Below are 19,861 nucleotides of genomic sequence, written 5' to 3'. Positions count from 1 at the left end.
CCGTCATGGACTTCGGACTCGTCCTCCAGACCGACCCGCCCGCCTCGGCCGTTGTCGGTCTGATGCGCCGCGCCGAACGCAACGGCTTCCGCTACGGCTGGACCTTCGACTCGACGGTGCTCTGGCAGGAACCGTTCGTCATCTACAGCCAGATCCTCGAACACACCGAACACCTCGTCGTCGGCCCCATGGTCACCAACCCGGGCACCCGCACCTGGGAGGTGACCGCCTCCACCTTCGCCACCCTCAACGACATGTACGGCAACCGCACCGTCTGCGGCATCGGACGGGGCGACTCGGCGATGCGCGTCGCCGGACGCAGACCCAACACGCTGGCCCGGCTCGGCGAGGCCATCGACGTCATCCGCGACCTCGCCGAGGGACGCGAGGCGACCGTCGACGGGCAGCCGGTCCAGATCCCCTGGGTGAAGGACGGCAGACTCCCCGTCTGGATGGGCGCGTACGGTCCGAAGGCGCTCGCCCTCGCCGGGCAGAAGGCCGACGGTTTCATCCTCCAGCTCGCCGACCCGTTCCTCACCGAGTGGATGATCAAGGCGGTACGGGACGCGGCGGCAGAGGCGGGCCGCAACCCGGACTCCGTGACCATCTGCGTAGCCGCCCCCGCCTATGTGGGCGACGACCTCGACCACGCCCGCGAGCAGTGCCGCTGGTTCGGCGGCATGGTCGGCAACCACGTCGCGGACCTCGTCTCCCGGTACGGCGCACACTCCGGGCTCGTCCCCGAGGCCCTGACCGCCTACATCAAGGACCGGCACGGCTACGACTACAGCCACCACGGCCGGGCCGGGAACCCCGACACCACCTTCGTGCCGGACGAGATCGTCGACCGGTTCTGTCTGCTGGGCCCCGCCGAGGCGCACATCGAGAAGCTGCGGGTCCTGCGCGATCTGGGCGTCGACCAGTTCGCCGTATACAACATGCACGACGCGCGGGAGGCGACGATCGACGCCTACGGCGCGCAGATCATCCCCGCCCTGTCCGACTGACCCTTCCCTCCCTCGGCCGCGCCCCACGGCTGTCCGCACCCCCGTCCCCGCACCGCCGTACCGCCGCCCCCGCCCCGCACGGCACCGTTCCCGAGCGAAGGGTCCAGCCGCCATGACCTCGACCGTCCCACCGATTCCATCGCAGGACCCCATATCCGGCCCCTCGGGGCGCATCGAGCTCGCCCCCGGCACCGTCCCCACCGACAACCGGTTCGTCAACGAGGACCTGTTGCCCGTCCCGCTGGAACGGCGCCGCTGGACGACGTACAACTTCGCCGCGCTCTGGGTGGGCATGGCCCACAACATCCCGTCCTGGCTGCTGGCCTCCGGTCTCGTGGCCCTCGGCATGGACTGGAAGCAGGCCGTCTTCACCATCGCGCTGGCCAACCTGATCGTGCTCGGACCCATGCTGCTCACCGGGCACGCCGGACCCAAGTACGGCATCCCCTTCCCGGTGCTGGCCCGCGCCTCCTTCGGGCTGCGCGGCGCCAACCTGCCCGCACTGATCCGGGCCACGGTGGCCTGCGCCTGGTTCGGCATCCAGACCTGGATCGGTGGCGTCGGCATCTTCACCCTGCTGGGGAAGATCTTCGGCGGCTGGGCGAAGGCGTCCGAGATCGGCGGGCAGCCGTGGACGCTCTGGCTCTGCTTCGTCCTCTTCTGGGCGCTCGAACTCGCCATCATCCACCGGGGGATGGACGCCCTGCGGCGGTTCGAGAACTGGGCGGCACCGTTCGTCATCGTCGGCGCCGTCGTGCTGCTGGTCTGGGTCGCCGTCAAGGCCGGCGGCTTCGGCCCGCTGCTCGACCAGCACTCGAAGCTCGGCTGGGGCAAGGAGTTCTGGCCGGTCTTCTTCCCCTCGCTGATGGGCATGATCGCGTTCTGGGCCACGCTCTCGCTGAACATCCCCGACTTCACCCGCTTCGGGGCCGGCCAACGCGCCCAGATCCGGGGCCAGGCGCTCGGCCTGCCGACCACGATGACGGTCTTCGCACTCCTCTCCGTCCTGGTCACCTCCGGCTCGCAGGCCGTGTACGGCGAGGCGATCTGGGACCCGGTCCAGCTCGTCGCCAGGACCGACAACGTCTTCGGGCTGCTCTACGCCCTGGTGACGGTGCTGGTCGCCACGGTCTCCGTGAACATCGCGGCGAACGTCGTGTCACCCGCGTACGACCTGGCGAACCTCGCGCCCCGGTTCATCAACTTCCGTACGGGCGCCCTGATCACGGGCGTCGTCGGCGTCCTCATCATGCCGTGGAAGCTCACCGAGACCCCGGAGCTGTACATCTTCACCTGGCTCGGGCTGGTCGGCGGGCTGCTGGGAACGGTCGCGGGCATCCTGATCGCCGACTACTGGATCGTCCGCCGCACCGTGCTAGACCTCGCGGACCTCTACCGCCCCGGTGGCCGTTACTGGTACACGAACGGCTGGAACTGGCGTGCCGTCGTCGCGTTCGCCGTCGGCGGCGTCCTCGCGATCGGGGGCTCGCACTCCGCCCCCGGGACGGGGCCCTTCCCGGCCGGCGGCCTCATCCCGTTCCTCAAGCCGCTCGCGGACTACGGCTGGGCGGTCGGGCTGGCCTCGTCGCTGCTGCTGTACGTGGTGCTCAGCGGCCGGTCCGGCGTCACACCGGCGCGGACGTACGGCCCAGCAGAGCACTGATGTCGTACGTCTGGTCCGGCGGCGGCGTGGTCGTGGGCACCGGCTTGTCGAAGGCCGAGAAGCCCACGACCGCGTCCGCCCCGCCGCCCCGAATCGTGATCCTCAGGGGATACGGCTTGCCCGTGGCCGCCACGTACATCGTCAGCGTCCGGCCGTCCCGCATCCTGGTCAGCGGCACCACCGGAGCCCCGCCGAGCGTGGTCTTCCTGCCCTTGTTCAGCGTTCCCCGGTCGTTGTCGGCGTTGTCGCCGACGAGCTTCTGGAAGGTGTCCAGATCGCAGCCGTCCGCCAGGCTGCGCAGTCGCGGGTCGGTGGCCGAACCCTTCATGTAACGCCCGTTGAGGATCGCGGCGAAGGCCGAACCACCGCCCGGAACCTGGTTCTTCCAGAAGTTCGCGTCAGGTTTGACCCAGATTTGGTCGCCACGCTTCACGATCCGGACCGAACCCTGGCTGTGGCCGAGATCCACCGACCCGTTGCAGTTCCCGTCCCGGTCCAGGGTGAGCTCCAGAGTCATCGGCGGGGCGCTGTCGCCGAGGTCGCCGCGCATGCTGAGGTGCAGGGAACGGGCGCTCAGGAGGGCGTCGCGCGAACGGTCCGCGATCTGCTGCGCGGAAAGGTTGTCGATGCCGCCGTCCGCCCGTGCCGCACCGCCGCCCAGGGCGCTGCCGCCGGTGAGTCCCAGCACGACGACCGCCGCCCAGACGGCAGGGCGTGTGCCGCTGTGTCGACCGGTCACGTCGCCTCCCTCGTAGAACCCGCGGGGTGCGGAACCCCTCGGGCCTGTTCAGGTGCATCCGATTGCTCCGAGCGTACGCCGGGGGCGGTTCGGTCGCGCGGCGGAGAACACCACCACGGCGCATACACAGTGTGATGTTTTGCCTCGTTTTGTGTTATGGGCGGTGGGGGACGGTTGTCGGCGCACCGAGTTCATCACCAGCGAGGAGGAACAGGGAGACATGAAGCTGTCGATGGGGAGTGTGTCCAGGGCCGTGCTCCGGGGCGCCGTCGTGGCGGGGACGGCAGCCGCGCTCGCCGTTCCCGCCACCGTCGCCACCGCCGTGACAGCCGCGGCGACGCCGCCCGGTCTGTCCTGCGACACCGGAAAGCACGAGATCGACGACTACACGGGCTACGCGTTGTGCCGCAACGACGGCAGTACGACGCAGACCTTCTGGGTGCACCTGGTCTGCGGCTGGTCCCCGGACGTGGACGGTGAGCACGTCACACTCGCCCCCGGGCAGTCCGGTCAGTCCACCGCGCACTGTGCCGGCCTCGGCACCGGCATCGGCGAGATCACCGTCCAGCCGTAGGCCGCGTCCGCACCTCCGCCGGACCGGCCGCCGTGCCCGGTGGCCGGTCCGGTCCGGCCGTCATGGCTGCGGGGCGTTCCGCTCCAGCAGCCGTGGCAGCGCGGCGGCCAGCCGCTCCCGCAGCCGGTCCGGGCCGCCGTCCACCCACGGGTGCGCGGCGTGGAACCGGGCCCAGTCCACCGGCCAGTCCAGCACCGTCCGGGGCGTGAAGCCCTCCGCGTGCGGGCCGAGCACGGTGTGCAGCAGGCGGGGCGAGAGCCGCGCCCTGCGGTACTCCGCGAGCAGCACCGCGTCGTACAGGTCCTTGGCCGCCGACCGGCCCTCCGCCTCCTGGTCCTCGGCGAGCCACAACAGCTTCCAGGCGAGCGAGAGCCCCGGGTCCGCGGTGCGGACCGGCGTCGGCGGCCCGCCGTCACCACGCGGACAGGCCGTCCACACCGGGGCCCGGGGCAGCCGCTCGTCCTGGGCGAAGTCCATCCGCAGCTCGCCCGGCGGCAGGCCGTCGGCCTGCCAGGGCACGACGACCCGCACGCCGGGCGTCTCGTACTCCCGGTACATCCACACCCCGTCCGACGTCACCCGGCTCGGCTCGATGCGTATCCCCTCGGGCGGCAGCGGCCCGGCCGTCAGGGCGGCGACGACCTCCTCGGTGGCGGAGGAGGGCGGATCGATGTCGTCGGGGCCGTCGATCTCGACCCAGCGCAGCCCCTCGGGGGCGAGCACGGGCCGGGCGCCGGCGGTCTCGTGGCTCTCCTCGTCCGTCCACAGCTCGGGAGCGGCCGCGCCGTGCGCGGCTTCCGGCCAGTGCTGGACCGTCTCGATCCCGTCGACGTGCGGGTAGGGGGCGAGGCGGTCCACGAACTCCTCCGCCGACGGCCCGAACACGACCCAGTCCAGATCGCCCGGCTCCCGTGCCGCCGCGCCCACCCACGCCTGGAGGGGGAGGCTGCCGCGCAGGACCAGCTGGTCGCCCCACGACGACCCGGCGATCACGCGCAGCAGATGGTCCTGGACGGCGCGCCGGGCGGCCCGCCAGCGCGGCGCGAGCGCCGGGTCGTCGAAGACCGGCTCCCCGGGAACGGGGCGGTCGCCCGTGCTCACAGCGCCGCCCCGGCCCGCTCGTCGATCCAGCCCGCGTCCACCGCCGGATGGTCGTCGTGGACCACGAACTCCTCCTCGGTCTCCAGGACTTCGAGCCCCGCGTCGTCCAGCGCGCGCAGGAGCGCGTCGAGCCGGGCCCGCGCCCCGGACCGGCCGGTCGCGCGGCAGCGCTGCGTGACGAACCGTTCGTGGCGCCCCTGCCCGTCGGTGCGGCGGGCGTTGTGCGACAGGTGCGCGCTGTGCCGCTCGGCCGCGGCCCGTGCGGCGGCGAGGTCGGGGTCGCCGGAGAGCAGCAGCTTGACGTGGTGCTCGAAGTGGCAGTCGGGGGACAGTGCGGCGGCCTCGTCGGCCGTCCGGGGTATGTCCTCGTTCCACGGCGCGGCCTCGATCTTCACGCGCACGACGGGGAACCCCGCCGCGCGCAGCGCCTCCGCCCGGAGCCCCGCGGCGGCCCGCTGCCGGGAGAGCGAACCCCGCCCCTGCTCGGTCAGCATGGGCTGGTCGGGCACGGCACCGCGGTCCAGGACGATGCGGGTGAGCTTCAGGCCGTGCCGCTCCGCCCAGCGCGCCAGCCGCTCGCCCTCCGCCGCCCCGTCGGCCCGGGGATCGAACCGCACCGTCAGGTGAGTCTCGAATTCGCCCTCGAACTGCGCTTCCACGTACCCCTCCAGCAGTGCTTTCGCCGCCCGTTCCCACCGGGGAACGTAGCAAGCGGCACTGACACTCTCCGGAGCGATGCCCGGCCACATTCCACCGAACGGTTGAGTGGACCGCTCGCTACTCGTTACCCTCCGGTAAGTTCGTTCGGGCATACAGATGCTTCAGGCACACAGGTGCTTCGGGCCCACAGACGCATTGCGCGCCTCTGCCGATACGAGGAAGGCAGTCCGCCCATGTCCTCAACGGAAGCCGTGGAAACCACCGGACCGGCCGGCCCGACGGGGCTGGCCGACAGCGCACGGGAGCTGGCCGAGGGCCGCACCACCTCGGTCGGGCAGGTGTCCGCCGCGCTGCGCCGTATCGAAGCGAGCCAGGGCACCCTCAACGCCTTCAGGCATCTGCGCGCCGAGGCCGCGCTCGCCGAGGCCGCCGAGGCCGACCGGCGGCTCGCGGCGGGGGAGCGGCTGCCCCTGCTCGGCGTTCCGGTGGCCGTCAAGGACGACACGGACGTCCTCGGGATGCCGACCTACTTCGGCTGCGACGGCGATCTGCCCGCCGCGACCGCGGACAGCGAGGCCGTACGCCGGCTGCGGGCGGCCGGGGCCGTGATCGTCGGGAAGACCAACTCCTGCGAACTCGGCCAGTGGCCGTTCACCGAGGGCCCCGCCTTCGGCGCCACCCGCAACCCGTGGCACACCGGCCACACTCCCGGCGGCTCGTCCGGCGGCTCCGCGGCGGCCGTCGCGGCCGGTCTCGTACCCGCCGCGCTCGGCTCGGACGGCGCCGGGTCCGTCCGTATCCCGGCGGCCTGGACCCATCTCGTCGGCATCAAGCCCCAGCGCGGCCGGATCTCCGGCCACCCGCACATCGATGCCTTCCAGGGCCTGACCGTCAACGGGCCGCTCGCCAGGACCGTCGCCGACGCCGCACTGCTGCTCGACGTGGTCGCCGGGTCCCATCCCGACGACCCGCACCGGCCGCCCCCCGTCGCCGCCGCGACCGCCGCCCGCCGCGACCCCGGCCGACTGCGCATCGCCCTCGCCTGGCGGCCCCCGCTCACCCTCACCGGCTCCGCGCCCCACCCCGAGGTGCGGCGGGCCGTCCTCGCCCTGGCCGAGACCCTCACCCGACTGGGCCACGACGTCGAGGAGGCGAGACCCCAGTACGGGCTGATCGGCCTCGGTTTCGTCCCCCGCGCCACCGCCGGGATCGCCGAACTCGCCGCCCGCCACCCCGACCCCGCCCTCCTCGACCCGCGTACCCGCAGCGCGCTGCGCACCGGCACCCGGCTCGGCGGCCGGGTGGTGCGGGCGGCCAGGGAGCGGGAGGTGCGTCAGCACCGCAGGATCGGCGCGTTCTTCCGTCCGTCCCGGGGCCGCGCCGGGTACGACGTACTGCTGACCCCGACGACCGCCCTGCCGCCGCCCCCGATCGGCCGGTTCGACGGGCTGAGCGCCTGGCGCACCGATCTGGCGATGACCGAGGCCTGCCCGTACGCCTGGCCCTGGAACGTACTGGGCTGGCCCGGCATCAACGTACCGGCAGGGTTCACCGCCGACGGGCTGCCCGTCGGGGCGCAGCTGCTCGGCCCGTCCCGCAGCGAGGAGCGGCTGATCTCGCTCGCCGCCCAGCTGGAGGCCGACCGGCGCTGGTACGAGCACCGGCCCCCGGCCCCGCCGCCGGTCGGGCCGGCGCCGGGTGGGGCCGGGGACTGACCACCCCGTGCCCGCCCGCGGTCGCTCGCACCTGAGCGCGGGAGGCGGGATCATGGACAAGGAGTGGATGGGTGGTGGCCAGTATGGCGTGTGCAGGTCCGCAGTCGGCGCCCGGCGCCGAGCCCTCGCCGCCCAGCACATCCCGGCACTCCTACGACACGGCGACCGACGCGACCGCGGTGGTCGCCGACACCGGAGCGGTCGTGGGCTGGACGCACAGCGCGCAGGACCTGCTGGGGTACCGCGCCGCTGAGGTGGTCGGGCGGTCCGCCGGTTTCCTGCTCGCCATGCCCGAGGACCCGGTCCGGGTGGCCGGGATCGCCGAGCGCTGCCGCGCGGGTGTGGGGTGGCGGGGCGTCGCCGACGTGCGGCGGCGCGACGGCGGCCAGGTCGAGCTGGACCTCCGGGTCTCGGCCTCCTTTCACCTGGACGGCCGGGAGTGCTTCCTGGTCTCCGGACGCGAACGGCGGCCGGAGTGGACGGTCGGGCAGTCCGTGCTGGACGCCTTCCTGACCGGCTCGCCGATCGGCATGGCGGTGTTGAGCCCGGCCCTTCGCTACACCTGGATGAACGACACCCTGGAACGCCTCGGCGGCGTTCCGCGCGAGGACCGCATGGGCCGCCGGCTGAGCGAAGTGCTCCCGGGGCTGGAGGCCGAGGCCATCGAGACGCTGATGCGCGGTGTGCTGGACACCGGGGTCCCCGTCATCGACTACGAGTACCTGGGCTGGACCTGGGCCGATCCGCGCCGCAAGCGCGCCTACTCCACGTCGTACCTCCCGCTGACCGACAGCGATGGCAGTGTCACCGGCGTCTGCTACATGGTGATGGACGTCACCGACCGGTGGAATGCCCAGCAGCGCCTGGCCATGGTCAACGATGCCGGAGCCAGTATCGGCTCCACCCTGGACGTGATGCGTACGGCTCAGGAGCTGGCCGACTTCGCGGTGCCGCGGTTCGCCGACTTCGTCGTCGTCGACCTGCTGGAGACGGTCGCCAGGCCCGATGAGCCCGGCCCGTGGCCCCCGCCGGGCACGGGGCTGTCCGGGCCGGAGCTCGCCCGTTCCGGTGCCCTCACCGGCTCCTCCCGGCCGAGGATGCGCCGCGCAGGGATGAGTTCGGTGCACGAGGGCTGCCCGGAGGCGGTCAACCGGGTAGGGGAACCCGTGGACTTCGTGCCCCCGCCCCACGACATGCGGTTCCTGATCGACGGCGAACCCGTCCTCATCCCGGTCCTCGACGCCGACAACCACGCGTGGTCGGCCGAACAGCCCGACAGGGCGGCGCGCATCCGCGAATACGGACTCCATTCGCTCATCTCCGTACCGATGCGGGCCCGGGACACAGTGCTCGGCCTGACCACCTTCATCCGGTCGGTGAATCCCGCCCCCTTCGAACCGGACGACGTACTTCCGGCCCGCGAGATGGTGGCACGGGCGGCCGTGTGCGTGGACAACGCCCGCCGCTACACCCACGAGCACATCGCGGCGCTGACCCTGCAGCGCAGTCTGCTCCCGCACTCACTGCCCGGCGGAATGGCCCTGGACGTGGCCTCCTCCTACCTCCCGGCGGATGCCAAGGACGGTGTCGGCGGCGACTGGTTCGACGTGATCCCGCTGTCCGGCGCCCGGGTCGCCCTGGTCGTAGGCGACGTCGTCGGCCACGGCATCGGCGCCGCGGCCACCATGGGTCGGCTCCGCACCGCGGTCCACACCCTCGCCGACATGGACCTGCCGCCCGACGAGCTCCTCGCCCACCTCGACGACCTCGTGCTCCGCCTGAGCGACGCGGAACCCGAGGGTGAGGAGGGCGGCGGCACCCCCGTGCTCGGCGCCACCTGCCTGTACGCCGTGTACGACCCGGTCACCCAGCAGTGCACCATGGCACGCGCCGGCCACCCGCCGCCCGTCGTCGTCGCCCCGGACGGGCGCGTCAGCTTTCCCGAACTGCCCGCGGGACCCCCGCTGGGCCTGGGCGGAATGCCGTTCGAGACGGCGGAGATCATCCTGCCGGAAGGGAGCCTGATCGGCCTCTACACCGACGGACTCATCGAGGGAAGGGACTGGGACCCCGATCTCGGCATGTCCCGGCTCGGCGGCGCCCTGGCCCAGCGCGGACTACCGCTCGACGCCCTGTGCGCGTCGGTCGTGGAGCAGCTGGTTTCGGTGCCCCAGCCCGATGACGTCGCCCTGCTGCTCGCCCGCACCCACGAGCTGAGCGCCGACCACGTCGCCTCGTGGGAAGTCCCCGACGACCCGGCCGCCGTCGCCGGGGTCCGGGCCCGGACCGCCCAGCTGCTGCGGACCTGGGGCCTGGAGGAGTTGGAGATGACGACCGAGCTGATCGTCAGCGAGCTGGTCACCAACGCGGTGCGCTACGCCACCGGGCCGATCCGGCTCCGGCTGCTGCGCCAGTCCGTACTGATCTGCGAGGTCTCCGACACCAGCAGCACCTCGCCGCGGCTCAGGCACGCCCGCACCACGGACGAGGGCGGCCGCGGTCTCTTCCTCGTCGCCCAGCTCACCCGCCGCTGGGGCACCCGCTACACGGCCGAAGGCAAGATCATCTGGACCGAGCAGGAGCTCCCGGCGACGGGAACCTGAGATTTCGGGCCGGGCCGCCCCTCACCACTCCTCTCCCCACGACTCCCTCACGGCACCCGGGCGATCCACTCCTCGGTGGCGAACTTCGTCCGCACCAGCTCCTCCGCCTGGGTCATCTCTTCCGCTGTGACTTCGCCGGTGGTCAGCCCGTAGCGGTTGCGGAAGGAGGCGATCATGTTCTCGATCACCTGTTCCCGGGCGAGGCCCGTCTGGCGGCGGAGCGGGTCGACGCGCTTCTTGGCGCTCTTGGTGCCCTTGTCGGACATCTTCTCCTTGCCGATACGCAGGACTTCCAGCATCTTGTCCGCGTCGATGTCATACGACATCGTCACGTGATGCAGGACGGCTCCAGGGCCACCATCAGAACCGACGATCCGCTTCTGAGCGGCGCCGGCGATCTTTCCGGCATCGGTGGCGATGTCGTTGAGCGGCTGGTACCAGGCCTTGATACCCATGTCGCCGAGGGCGCCCAGCACCCAGTCGTCGAGGTAGGCGTAGCTGTCGGCGAAGGAGAGGCCGGAGACCAGCGACTCCGGCACGGACAGGGAGTACGTGATGGTACTCATGGGCTCTACGAACATGGCCCCACCACCAGAAATGCGGCGCACCACGGTCATTCCGTGCTTTGCCGCCCCCTCGGGGTCCACCTCATTGCGCAACGACTGGAAGCTGCCGATGACCACAGCAGGCGAGGCCCATTCCCAGACCCGCAGCGTGGGAGCCCGCCGCCCGGCGGCCACCTCGGCGGTGAGGACCTCGTCCAGTGCCATGTGCAGGGCCGGGGCCTGCGCTTCCGTGTGCACCAACTGCCAGTCGTAGTCGCTCCACTCGGTTGCATGGGCCAGCGCTCGCCGAACAGCGATGCCGACGCCCTCCGCGGTCAGCCCGAGCATGACGGCCGACTCCGGCAGCCCCGCCGTGATCCGGGCCGCCAGGCCTGCGGCGTCCGTTGAGGACGGGGCACCCTCCAGGGCCCTGTTGATCGAGAGGATTGCCTCGTCGGGCTCCAGGAAGAAGTCCCCGGCGACGCGCACGTTGCGTAGTACGCCTTCCTCGACGTCCAGGTCTACGACGACAAGCTTGCCGCCGGGCACCTTGTATTCGCCATGCACGGCTTCGTTCCCTTCCAGTGCGCGGCATGGACCCTGAGCCTGTTGCTCCGACATGGCATAGACGCGCACATACCTCGCATCGCACTTTAATGCTTGTTCATGACGAGCGGCTGCACAGCCTCGATGCCGCTGGAGCGGCATCGGAAGTGCAACCGTCAGGCCTGTCATACGCCTGCGGGCCGAACAGGACCCGGCGTACAGCCCGACTCGTCTGCCGCAACCTGCAGTTTTGCACCAAGAAGGACCTCTGACCTGCGTCGGAGGCCCTTTCTGATCTTTCAACAGCCTGTTGCTTCAGGCGGCTGAAAGTCTTTCCTATGTCCCTCTCACAGCGTTGAAAGTCCCTGAAAAGTCCCTGGAGCAGGCGCGGGGCGATGGCTGCGTTTGGCGCTGTGTGAGGTCCCACAGCCTCCACCGCTACTGCGACGGCGGGCCGGTCCTCGCCCTGGGCGGTGACGTGGCGGAGCACCTGCTGATATCCGTGCCAGTCACCGACCTCATGAACTCGGGCGCCCCCAGCCACGTCCGTCTCGCTCGCAGGGGGCCTCCGTGACACCACCACACCACATCCACGCTCGGGACCAGCCGGGCCAGTTGCCGAGGACATGGCCAAGGCATTCCGGGCCCGCAAGCTGCTCGACGACGTTCCCCACGGCAATCCAAGGTTGTGATCCGTCGTCTGACGGCGGCCAAGATCTTTTGGCTCTCAGAGCCGATCTTTTCCCCGCGTACGGCCAGTAACTCCCCACAGGCGGTCCCCGCTGGTGGCCAGGTTCCGCTCCCCGGTTTCGCGCCGCCTGATACGGTGCGTGACCGAGCCGCGGCGAGGCCAGCGGCCGTGTCGGGCGGTAGGCGACGGCGGCCTGCAGGAGACGCCCCGAGCTGCGGCCGGAACGTGAAAGGCGAGACTGCCCGCGCCGACTTCGGCGAGCAGTCGAGGCTGAACAACAGCCGGCCAAAGTTGACGCGCGATCGGTCAGACACCGCCGCCCTCGTCGGCGACGCCAGCTGGCTCCGCCGTTGGTCTCGTCGACGAGGAAGTCCCGATTCGGCGACAGCCCGCCGTGGCGCTCGTAGGATGCCTGGATGCCTAAGCCGATACGGATGAGCCGCCGCTCGTGGGTTGCCGCGTGGGCGGTGCTGTGCGCGGCTGGCCTCGCCGCCACCGCCAAACTGAACGCCTCCTCGGCACCGGCCCCGCAGCCCGAGAAGTCCGTCAGCGCCGAGTGCGCCGAGCGCATCGCGGACATCGAGACGCAGCTGGCCAAGGCCAAGCAGGAAGGCAAGGGAGACGGAATGCTGGTCTTCTCGCGAGTACAGGTCGGCACCGAGGACGACTGCCGTGACGATCTCCGTAACCACTTCCGTGGCGATCAGTGAGCCGCGCTACCTGGCTCGCCGCGATGGCAGGGCTAACCTTCGTCTGTGCCGGGGCAATCATTGCCGTGGGCGCCACGTCGGAACCGAAGCCGCGGCCCAGGCCGCCGCGGGTGTACTCATCCTGCCTGGCGGCAGACACCAAGCCGGTGTCTGAGTGGGCGGTTCGTGAGTTGATGTCCGTTCCGGACTTGGTTACTGCTTCTTGCTGAAGGTTCCTGGCTCGACCTCGGTGAGGATTCCTAGTGTGACCAGGCGTTTCATTTTGGCGCGGGTGCGTTCTATGTGTTTCGGCAGGAGTTCGAAGTCGAGGGCCTGGCAGATGTCGCGGGCCCTCAGTGGGCCGGTGGTGTCGTTGAAGACGGTGAGGATGCGCGGGTAGTCCGGGTGCTCGGGCAGCTCCAGACTCCCTGATGGGTCGGCACTCTGGACCGGGATTCGGTCGGCGAGGCCGGTGATGGTCGTGCGGGTGATGGCGAGGTGTTCCAGACGCAGTTCGGCCTCGCAGAGCTGGGTCTGAAGGGTGTCGATCTGGGTACGGAGATCGTTGGTCAGGGCCCGGACTGCGTCTTCCTGAAGGTCGAGCGCCTGGAGGAGGGGGTTGAGGTTCACGCGCCGATCACCTGCGGATCGCGCCAGGTGGGCGTGCTCGCGTCGGTGAGCCGACGGGCCATGACGTGGGTCATGGCCCAGTAGACGCGTGAGGTGGAGGAGGCTGGGCGGTGTTCGTAGTCGCGGACCAGGCGCCGGTGCAGTATCAGGGTCCCGAACGTCTGCTCCACCCGCCACCGTTTCGGCTGCGGAACGAATCCCCGCTCCTCAGGGTTGCGCCGGACGATCTCGACGTCGATGCCGAGGGCGGTCCCATGCATGACGACCTGGTTCTTGAAGCCCTGGTCGACCAGGGCCTTGCTGACCGAGCCGCCGGCCGCGACGGCGACCTGGTCGAGCAGAGCGATGCCGGCGGCGTTGTCGTGGACACTGGCGGCCACCACGGTGACGGCGATGACCAGGCCGAGGACGTCCACGGCCAGTCCCCGTTTGCGGCCAGGCACCCGTTTCGCGGCGTCTTTGCCCGTCGTGACCGCGGGGACCCCGGTGGCCGCCCGGACACTCTGGGTGTCCAGGATCACCAGGGTCGGGTCCTCTAATCGCCGGTTTCTCTCCCGCACCTGGCAGCACAGGAGTTCATGGATCTGCTGGTCGGTGCCGTCGTCCCGCCAGGCGGCGAAGTAGTAGTACGTCGCGCTCTTCGGCGGCAGGTCGTTCGGCAACAGGGCCCACTGACAGCCGGTCCGGGACTGGTAGAGGATCGAGTTCACGATCTCCCGCATCGGATAGCGGCCCTGGTGGCCGCTCACGGAACGGTGCCGGTTCTTCCAGGCCGTGAGCACCGGCTCGATCAACGCCCACTGCTCGTCGGACAAGTCACTCTGGTATGGCTTGCGTTCACTCATCCCACCGATCCCAGCAGGCCACCGGCACCGGACCGGAACGTTCCGGCTTCGCCCACACCATCGGGCGACAGCAGAACCACTCATAGAGTCACGAACCGCCCACTGAGGGCCACGACCCGTGCGACGGCCGCTGAAGTACGTCCGAGCGTCCGTCCGCCGCATGGCAGAGCACCCAAACCCAAGTTGGCCTCTTGGCCGACGACGCCACCACAAGAACCGTGGACATCGGTGGCTCACCCAGATGAGGGGACCCCGTTCGTCACTGACAGTGCGTCTAGCCACGGCCACTTGATTCCCCGTCAGGCGGCCGTGGGCGGGGAGATCCAACCGGCCACCGACAGTCGTCGCGGGCTTCGCCTCTGGGTACCGTGTGTACATGTCCACTCGCGCGGAGTTGCGTCGGATACGCCGTATCGACCGCTGGATGGAGATCATTCTGCCGAGGGAGGTCCGGCGGGTGGTCAACGGTGAGGCGTCGCAGCCCGGTTGGTTGCCTCGCCGCTGGGTGACCCTGGTGTCGGGTGACGTCGACCTGGATGCAGGCGTCGGCGCAGTCTGGCTCGTCTGGCGTCCCGGATCCGCGAGAGCAGAGACGCATACCGCACTGATTGAGCGTTGCGGCGAGAAGTGGCAGTGCACAGCTCGTGGGAGTGCGTCGGGCGGTGACCTGCCAGCCGAGAGGCTGGCGGTGGGCCAGCCGGGGCAGGTCGGCATGATCGAGCTCGGCGGAGGCGCAGGTTGCCTGAGTTATGCCTGTCGCCTGCGGCATCGTCATCCGGACTTCATCGGGATGGGCTCGTGGGTCGGGTCCAGCGAACTCCGGGTGGCGGCCGAGGTGAATCACCTCCTCCTCGGTGACCGACGGATCGAGGTGCCTGGGCAGGGATGGCTCATCGTGGTCTGGAAGTCCCCGTCCACGGGCCACGGGGGGATACGACCGCTCCTCGTGGCTGTGGGGGGTGACGGGCTCGGAACTCTCCAGGATCGGCCCTCACGACAGTATGGACAGCTATACCTGGGCAGAATTGAGCGGCCAGGTGGAGTGGTAGCTGTGAGTCCTCCGTAAGCAGGGTGGTCCTGCTGCTCAGGAGCCTGCCGGCGGCGGAACCGCGGAATGATCGCCGATAGGAGCCCGATCTTCGGCACGCGAAGGTCGGGTCCACTGCCGCTTGGCGAACCTGCTCATCGACTCGGGACTATCAGGTCAAGCCGCTATCGTGCGGAGGTGACCGGTTCTGCACAGCCTCCACTGCTCTTCCTCGATGTCGACGGACCCCTCATTCCCTTCGGAGCGACGCCGCAGCAGTACCCAAACGGCTATCCGACCTACCCGGCCCCCGAACCGCAGGGGGCCAATGCGAATCCGTTGCTGGCCAGGATCAATCCGGCGCACGGTCCCCGGTTGGCGGCGCTGCCGTGCGATCTGATCTGGGCCACGACATGGATGGCGGATGCGAACGAACACATAGCCCCGCGGATCGGCCTGCCGCAGTTGGCAGTTGTGCTTTGGCCGGAGTCGTTCGACCAAGAAGAGCAGGACGAGCGAGACGGACTGCACTGGAAAACCCGCGCCCTCGTCGACTGGGCTGCCGGACGCTCATTCACATGGGTCGACGACGAGATCACCGACACCGATCGCGCCTGGGTATCCACTCACCATCCAGGACATGCTCTGCTCCATCGGGTCGACCCCTGCCTGGGCCTCACCGAATCGGACTTCGTCACCCTCGACGACTGGTTGCGCAGGACTCACCGGGCACCCACGTCGCTCGGCGCGGCTTGAACCTTCGCGAGTCAGCCCGTCCGGGACACGCCGGTACGGCGCGGACGGTGTAGTCGCTGAGGCCGTACTCGACAGTGCACTCCAGGCCGCGCTGCCGGAGGGGGCCGGTGAGATGGCCGTACCCGTACTCCTGTCCGCATGGACCTTCTCCGTGGCCGGGTGCGTCAGCGACCGGCGGTGGCACGTGGGGCTGGTAGCCGTTGAGGTGTTCCATGAGGGTTCGGCTACCGGTCATCGGGAACGGTGCGGGGGTGCCGGGTTCGACACCTGCGGTGCGGGAGGTGAAGCGGGTGGTGTCCGGCGGTTGTCGGACGTTGAGCGGGCGAGAGCCACGTGCACGCGTTCGGTCTGCGAAGGCCGATCGGTATCGAGCCGGCTGGCCAGATAGTCGGCAGCCCGGACGAGGGCGGGGCCTTGGAAGGACAGCTCGTCCGCGTAGTGCCAGCCTTCGGAGTTGCGGATCTCGCGCGCCCGGTCTCCGTAGAGCTTCCGCGAGCCGGGGAGGGAGGCATCCATGAGGGCAATGAGAGAGCGGAGCTGCGCCTGCTCCCACCTCACCCGCCACGCACCCGGCGGCTGACTGGTCCGGGCTCCGGCTTGGTGCCCGGTGAAGGTGGTCGGTCTACTCGGCATGGAGTCGCCGGGTGTCCGCGTACATGCGTGCTTTGACTCCTTGTTCACCGGGCACTTTCCGTACGGGCCCGATCCCTGATGTGGCCCAAACTCGGGCTCGCTGAGGTGCTGAGCGTGGATCGGTTCCATGCCCGTACGGCTGTACACCGCCCTTGTCGGCGCTTCCACGCACCTCCGGGGTTCCGAGCTGGATGTTCCGAGAAGGGATATCCTCGGGCCGGGGCCAGACTAGAATCCCGGCCCGATTACGGCGGGCCGGGATTCTGTGTTGTGCGCCTGGCCGGAGGGCCCCGGCCCGATTACGGCGGGCCGGGATTCTTTGGCATGCGCATCAGGCGGTCGCTGGTTTTAGTAATCGCCGAATTCGCCGCCCTCGCCCCTCTCGCCGTGGTGGCGCTTGATGACGCGGAAGCTGGCGACGACTCCGTGCTTGACCTTCACGCCGCCATCCATCTTCTCGTGGTGCTCGCCCTCCTCGCAGTTCTCGTCCTCGTCCTTGCCCGGACGGACGTTGTTGGCGGAGCTGCGGGGGCCGACGGTGGCGATGGGGGCGCCGTTGTCGCACACGGCTCCGCGGAAGACCTCGACCTCGTTGCGGCTGTCGTTGCGGATGTTGAAGCTCTTGGCGCCCAGGCCGCTGACGACGGTCATGCAGCCGTCGGGGCGGCCGGAGTATTCGCGCTCGTTGATGTGGATCCGGCCCTCCTCGTGATGGCGCTTGCCCTCGCGCTCGTTGCCCCGGCGCTCGTTGCCTTCGTTGCCCTTGCCCGTGTTGCCGCCCTCCCCGCCCATGGGGGCCTGGGCGAGGACGGCGGCCGGGGCCACCTGGGGGGCGGGGACGGCGGAGGCGTAGGTGATGCCGATCGCGGTCAGTGCTGCGGCGGCCGCGACGGCCGTGGCGATCGCGTGGGAACGGGTCATGATCATGTCGCTTGTTCTCCTTCTCGGACTCAGAGACAGTCCCGCTGTGACAGCCGGTGCGTGATCGAACGTACTAACACCCCCCATTCCTGTCATATCGAGCAAATCGGGATCCCCGTTTTCATGGGCTGATCGGGTATGCAGAGCCCCTTTTCGGCGCCCCGAAGAAGAACTGACTGACCGTCAAAATTGCTTTGAGCTTGGGAGATTGAAAGACAATTAGCCCTTGCAGGTGATCTTCTGACGTCTACTCACCCGCTGTGGCGGTGGGTCGCCGGGAAGTGTCGGCAAGTCGCTGCTTGACATATGGCCTGGCGTAGGTTCCAAGGGGGCCACATAGAGGGTTGGGGAGGCTGTCGATCAGAGGGCGTCGGTACTTCTTGTTAAGGGCTGTCCCGTAATCCCTGGTGGATCAGCGTGCGGCGCCAGATGCGGTGCATCGCAAGGCGGAGGGACGCCCGAATACTGGATGTATTCGGGCGTTCCGACAACGCGGCGAGGTGCCGTAGCTGTCGTCGCACGCCCGCCAGGGATTACGGGACAGCCCTTAGCCTCGATCCGCCGACGTGGTCTGGAAGTGATCTTCTGACGGGCTTCTGAGCCGGTTTTGGGTCGACCGATGGGCATGGGCGTGCTGCATCCGCTGGTCTGCCCAGCTTTTCCACGGTTTTGGTTCCGGTGGGGACTCTGCTGCGCAATTCCGTGCGGGGGTGAAGGTGGGCACGGGATGATCGTCTGTACGGTCGTTGTCCTGTCGTGCGGCCGTGGGGGTGGTGTGGATGTCGATGCGGCCGGAGGGGCTGCCGGAAGTCCCGGAGCAGACCGTGATGGTGGCGCGGGCGGCGTTCCCGCAGGGGAGCCTGGCGATACGGGTGCGAGACCGGCTCGCGGAGGTTTTCGCGGACGAGCCGTTCGCGTCGGCGTTCGGGGTGCGTGGGGCTCCGGGTTTGTCTCCGGGGGTGTTGTGCCTGGTCACGGTGTTGCAGTTCGCCGAGGATCTGACCGATCGGCAGGCCGCGGCGATGGCGGTGCGGGCGATCGACTGGAAGTACGCGCTCGGGGCGGAGCTGACGGACACCGGCTTCGATGCCAGTGTGCTGAGCCGGTTCCGTTCCCGCCTGTCCGACAACGGCATGGAACGGGTGGTCTTCGACCGTCTCCTTGAGTACTGCGTGGAGGAGGGGCTGGTCGCGGCCGGGGGCAGGCAGCGGACCGATTCCACCCATGTGATCAGTGCGGTGCGGGACTTGAACCGCCTCGAGCTGGCCGGGGAGAGTGTGCGGGCGGCGCTGGAGGCCCTGGCTGTCGCGGCGCCGTCGTGGCTGGCCGGGCAGGTCGATGTCGCCGAGTTCGCTCACCGGTACGGGCCGCGGGTGGACGGCTGGCGCATGCCCGCCTCGCAGACGAAACGCGACCGGCTCGCGCAGGTCTTCGGCCAGGACGCGCTGGCGTTGTGCCGGGCGGCCTGGTCACCCGGCACACCCCCATGGATCCGTGAGATCGAGTCCGTACAGATCCTGCGGCAGATCCTCGTCCAGACGTACTACCTGAGCACCGACACCAGGGGACGGGAGGTGATCAAGAAGCGGGCCGCCGACGACGAGGGTGTCCCGCCCGGTCATCGCCGCCTCGCCTCCCCTACGACGCGGACGCACGCTGGGCGGCCAAGGGCGAGGGCCTGTTCTGGATGGGCTACAAGGTCCATCTCACCGAGACCTGCGACACTCCCACCGAAGCCGAAGCCGAAGCCGAAGCCGAAGCCGAAGCCGGTGTCCGGGCGGCACCGAATCTGATCACGGACGTGTGCACCACCGATGCCACCGTGCCCGATGTGAAAGCGACCGCCCCGGTCCAACAGCGCCTGGCCGAGCACGGCATCAGGCCCGCCGAGCACTACCTCGACTCCGGCTATCCATCCGCCGACCTCATCGCCGCCGCGCTGAAACAGGGCACCCGTATGGTCACCCCGGTTCTGCTGGATCATTCCGCCCAGGCCAAGGCCCACGCCGGCTTCGACAAGAGCGCCTTCATCATCGACTGGAGGGCCCGCCAGGTCCGCTGCCCCGCCGGCAAGACCAGCGCGCACTGGAACCCCGTGAAACAGCACGGAACGGACGCGATCGTCATCACCTTCGGCGTCCGCACCTGCCGCCCCTGCCCCTTCCGCGACCAATGCACCAGCTCCGCGAAAGGCCGCCGCATGCTCACCCTGCGCCCCAGAGAGCCAGAAGAAGCCCTCACCCAGGCCCGCGCCGAGCAGAAGACCGAGACGTGGAAGGCCAAGTACGCCCTGCGAGCGGGTGTGGAAGGCACTATCAATCAAGCCCTCGACATCACCGGCATACGCCGGGCCCGCTACCGCGGGCTACCGAAAGTCCGCCTCCAACACGCCTTCTCCGCCACCGCACTCAACGTGATCAGACTCGACGCCCACTGGACCGGACACGACCAGCATCACACCCGCAGCAGCCGGCTCGAACGCCTCGCCTACCGACTCACAGCCTGACCCAGGAATT

The 19,861-nt window shown here is 69.8% G+C and carries 17 protein-coding genes; 9 read left to right on the top strand and 8 right to left on the bottom strand.

Annotated features, from left to right (window positions below):
• Positions 1-5: 5 nt before the first annotated feature.
• Together OG520_RS07270 and OG520_RS07265 are read left to right on the top strand one after the other, a co-directional pair.
• The gene (locus tag OG520_RS07270; RefSeq protein WP_406012611.1) at positions 6-1,007 is read left to right on the top strand and encodes a TIGR03842 family LLM class F420-dependent oxidoreductase; all 1,002 of its coding nucleotides are present in this window, start codon (positions 6-8) and stop codon (positions 1,005-1,007) included.
• 112 nt (positions 1,008-1,119) lie between these two features.
• Positions 1,120-2,670, top strand: coding sequence for an NCS1 family nucleobase:cation symporter-1 (locus OG520_RS07265; RefSeq protein WP_406012610.1), 1,551 nt, complete (start codon positions 1,120-1,122; stop codon positions 2,668-2,670).
• Here the strand turns inward: OG520_RS07265 and OG520_RS07260 are convergent.
• The gene (locus OG520_RS07260) at positions 2,633-3,409 is read right to left on the bottom strand and encodes a hypothetical protein (RefSeq protein WP_406012609.1); all 777 of its coding nucleotides are present in this window, start codon (positions 3,407-3,409) and stop codon (positions 2,633-2,635) included. The genes OG520_RS07265 and OG520_RS07260 overlap by 38 nt on opposite strands.
• 220 nt (positions 3,410-3,629) lie before the next feature.
• Between OG520_RS07260 and OG520_RS07255 the strand changes: the two genes are divergently transcribed.
• The gene (locus OG520_RS07255; protein WP_266429075.1) at positions 3,630-3,983 is read left to right on the top strand and encodes a hypothetical protein; all 354 of its coding nucleotides are present in this window, start codon (positions 3,630-3,632) and stop codon (positions 3,981-3,983) included.
• A gap of 60 nt (positions 3,984-4,043) precedes the next feature.
• Here the strand turns inward: OG520_RS07255 and OG520_RS07250 are convergent, their stop codons facing one another.
• A complete protein-coding gene (locus OG520_RS07250; RefSeq protein WP_406012608.1) occupies positions 4,044-5,084 on the bottom strand; it encodes a nucleotidyl transferase AbiEii/AbiGii toxin family protein in 1,041 nt (346 codons plus the stop codon).
• Entirely contained in the window at positions 5,081-5,743 is a 663-nt protein-coding gene (locus tag OG520_RS07245) for a hypothetical protein (RefSeq protein ID WP_406012607.1), read from the bottom strand. Before OG520_RS07245 ends, OG520_RS07250 begins: the two co-directional genes overlap by 4 nt.
• Before the next feature lie 234 nt (positions 5,744-5,977).
• Here OG520_RS07245 and OG520_RS07240 point away from each other — a divergent pair, with 234 nt between their 5' ends.
• A complete protein-coding gene (locus OG520_RS07240) occupies positions 5,978-7,459 on the top strand; it encodes an amidase (protein WP_406012606.1) in 1,482 nt (493 codons plus the stop codon).
• An 83-nt stretch (positions 7,460-7,542) separates the two neighbouring features.
• On the top strand, positions 7,543-10,062 hold the full coding sequence (locus OG520_RS07235; protein WP_406016434.1) for a SpoIIE family protein phosphatase: 2,520 nt from the start codon (positions 7,543-7,545) through the stop codon (positions 10,060-10,062).
• A gap of 47 nt (positions 10,063-10,109) precedes the next feature.
• Here the strand turns inward: OG520_RS07235 and OG520_RS07230 are convergent, their stop codons facing one another.
• Positions 10,110-11,174, bottom strand: coding sequence for a biotin/lipoate A/B protein ligase family protein (locus OG520_RS07230; protein WP_406012605.1), 1,065 nt, complete (start codon positions 11,172-11,174; stop codon positions 10,110-10,112).
• Between the two features lie 1,086 nt (positions 11,175-12,260).
• Here OG520_RS07230 and OG520_RS07225 point away from each other — a divergent pair.
• Positions 12,261-12,554 (top strand): hypothetical protein, encoded by a 294-nt coding sequence (locus OG520_RS07225; protein WP_399332910.1) that lies wholly within the window; start codon positions 12,261-12,263, stop codon positions 12,552-12,554.
• 192 nt (positions 12,555-12,746) lie between these two features.
• Here the strand turns inward: OG520_RS07225 and OG520_RS07220 are convergent, their stop codons facing one another.
• Complete coding sequence (locus tag OG520_RS07220; RefSeq protein WP_331737104.1) at positions 12,747-13,163, bottom strand: hypothetical protein; 417 nt, start codon at positions 13,161-13,163, stop codon at positions 12,747-12,749.
• Positions 13,160-14,008, bottom strand: coding sequence for an IS5 family transposase (locus tag OG520_RS07215; protein WP_331748887.1), 849 nt, complete (start codon positions 14,006-14,008; stop codon positions 13,160-13,162). The genes OG520_RS07220 and OG520_RS07215 overlap by 4 nt, the downstream gene beginning before the upstream one ends.
• Positions 14,009-15,233: 1,225 nt before the next feature.
• Here OG520_RS07215 and OG520_RS07210 point away from each other — a divergent pair.
• Positions 15,234-15,791: a hypothetical protein gene (locus tag OG520_RS07210; RefSeq protein ID WP_399332906.1), complete on the top strand. Its 558-nt coding sequence runs from the start codon at positions 15,234-15,236 to the stop codon at positions 15,789-15,791.
• Positions 15,792-16,022: 231 nt separating this feature from the next.
• Here OG520_RS07210 and OG520_RS07205 read toward each other — a convergent pair whose 3' ends face one another.
• Positions 16,023-16,307: a hypothetical protein gene (locus tag OG520_RS07205; RefSeq protein ID WP_406012604.1), complete on the bottom strand. Its 285-nt coding sequence runs from the start codon at positions 16,305-16,307 to the stop codon at positions 16,023-16,025.
• A 465-nt stretch (positions 16,308-16,772) separates the two neighbouring features.
• Positions 16,773-17,351: a hypothetical protein gene (locus OG520_RS07200; protein ID WP_406012603.1), complete on the bottom strand. Its 579-nt coding sequence runs from the start codon at positions 17,349-17,351 to the stop codon at positions 16,773-16,775.
• Positions 17,352-18,124: 773 nt separating this feature from the next.
• Between OG520_RS07200 and OG520_RS07195 the strand changes: the two genes are divergently transcribed.
• Positions 18,125-19,138 carry a transposase gene (locus OG520_RS07195; RefSeq protein ID WP_406011693.1) on the top strand — a complete coding sequence of 338 codons (1,014 nt, stop codon included), beginning with the start codon at positions 18,125-18,127 and terminating at the stop codon, positions 19,136-19,138.
• Positions 19,033-19,851 (top strand): transposase, encoded by an 819-nt coding sequence (locus OG520_RS07190; protein ID WP_406012602.1) that lies wholly within the window; start codon positions 19,033-19,035, stop codon positions 19,849-19,851. Before OG520_RS07195 ends, OG520_RS07190 begins: the two co-directional genes overlap by 106 nt.
• The last annotated feature ends 10 nt before the right edge of the window (positions 19,852-19,861 follow it).

This window comes from Streptomyces sp. NBC_00984 (genome assembly GCF_045162475.1).
In the GTDB taxonomy this organism is placed as follows: Bacteria; Actinomycetota; Actinomycetes; order Streptomycetales; family Streptomycetaceae; genus Streptomyces.
The sequence above is the reverse complement of the archived record's forward strand: the minus strand, read 5'-3'. Positions and strand labels throughout refer to the sequence as shown.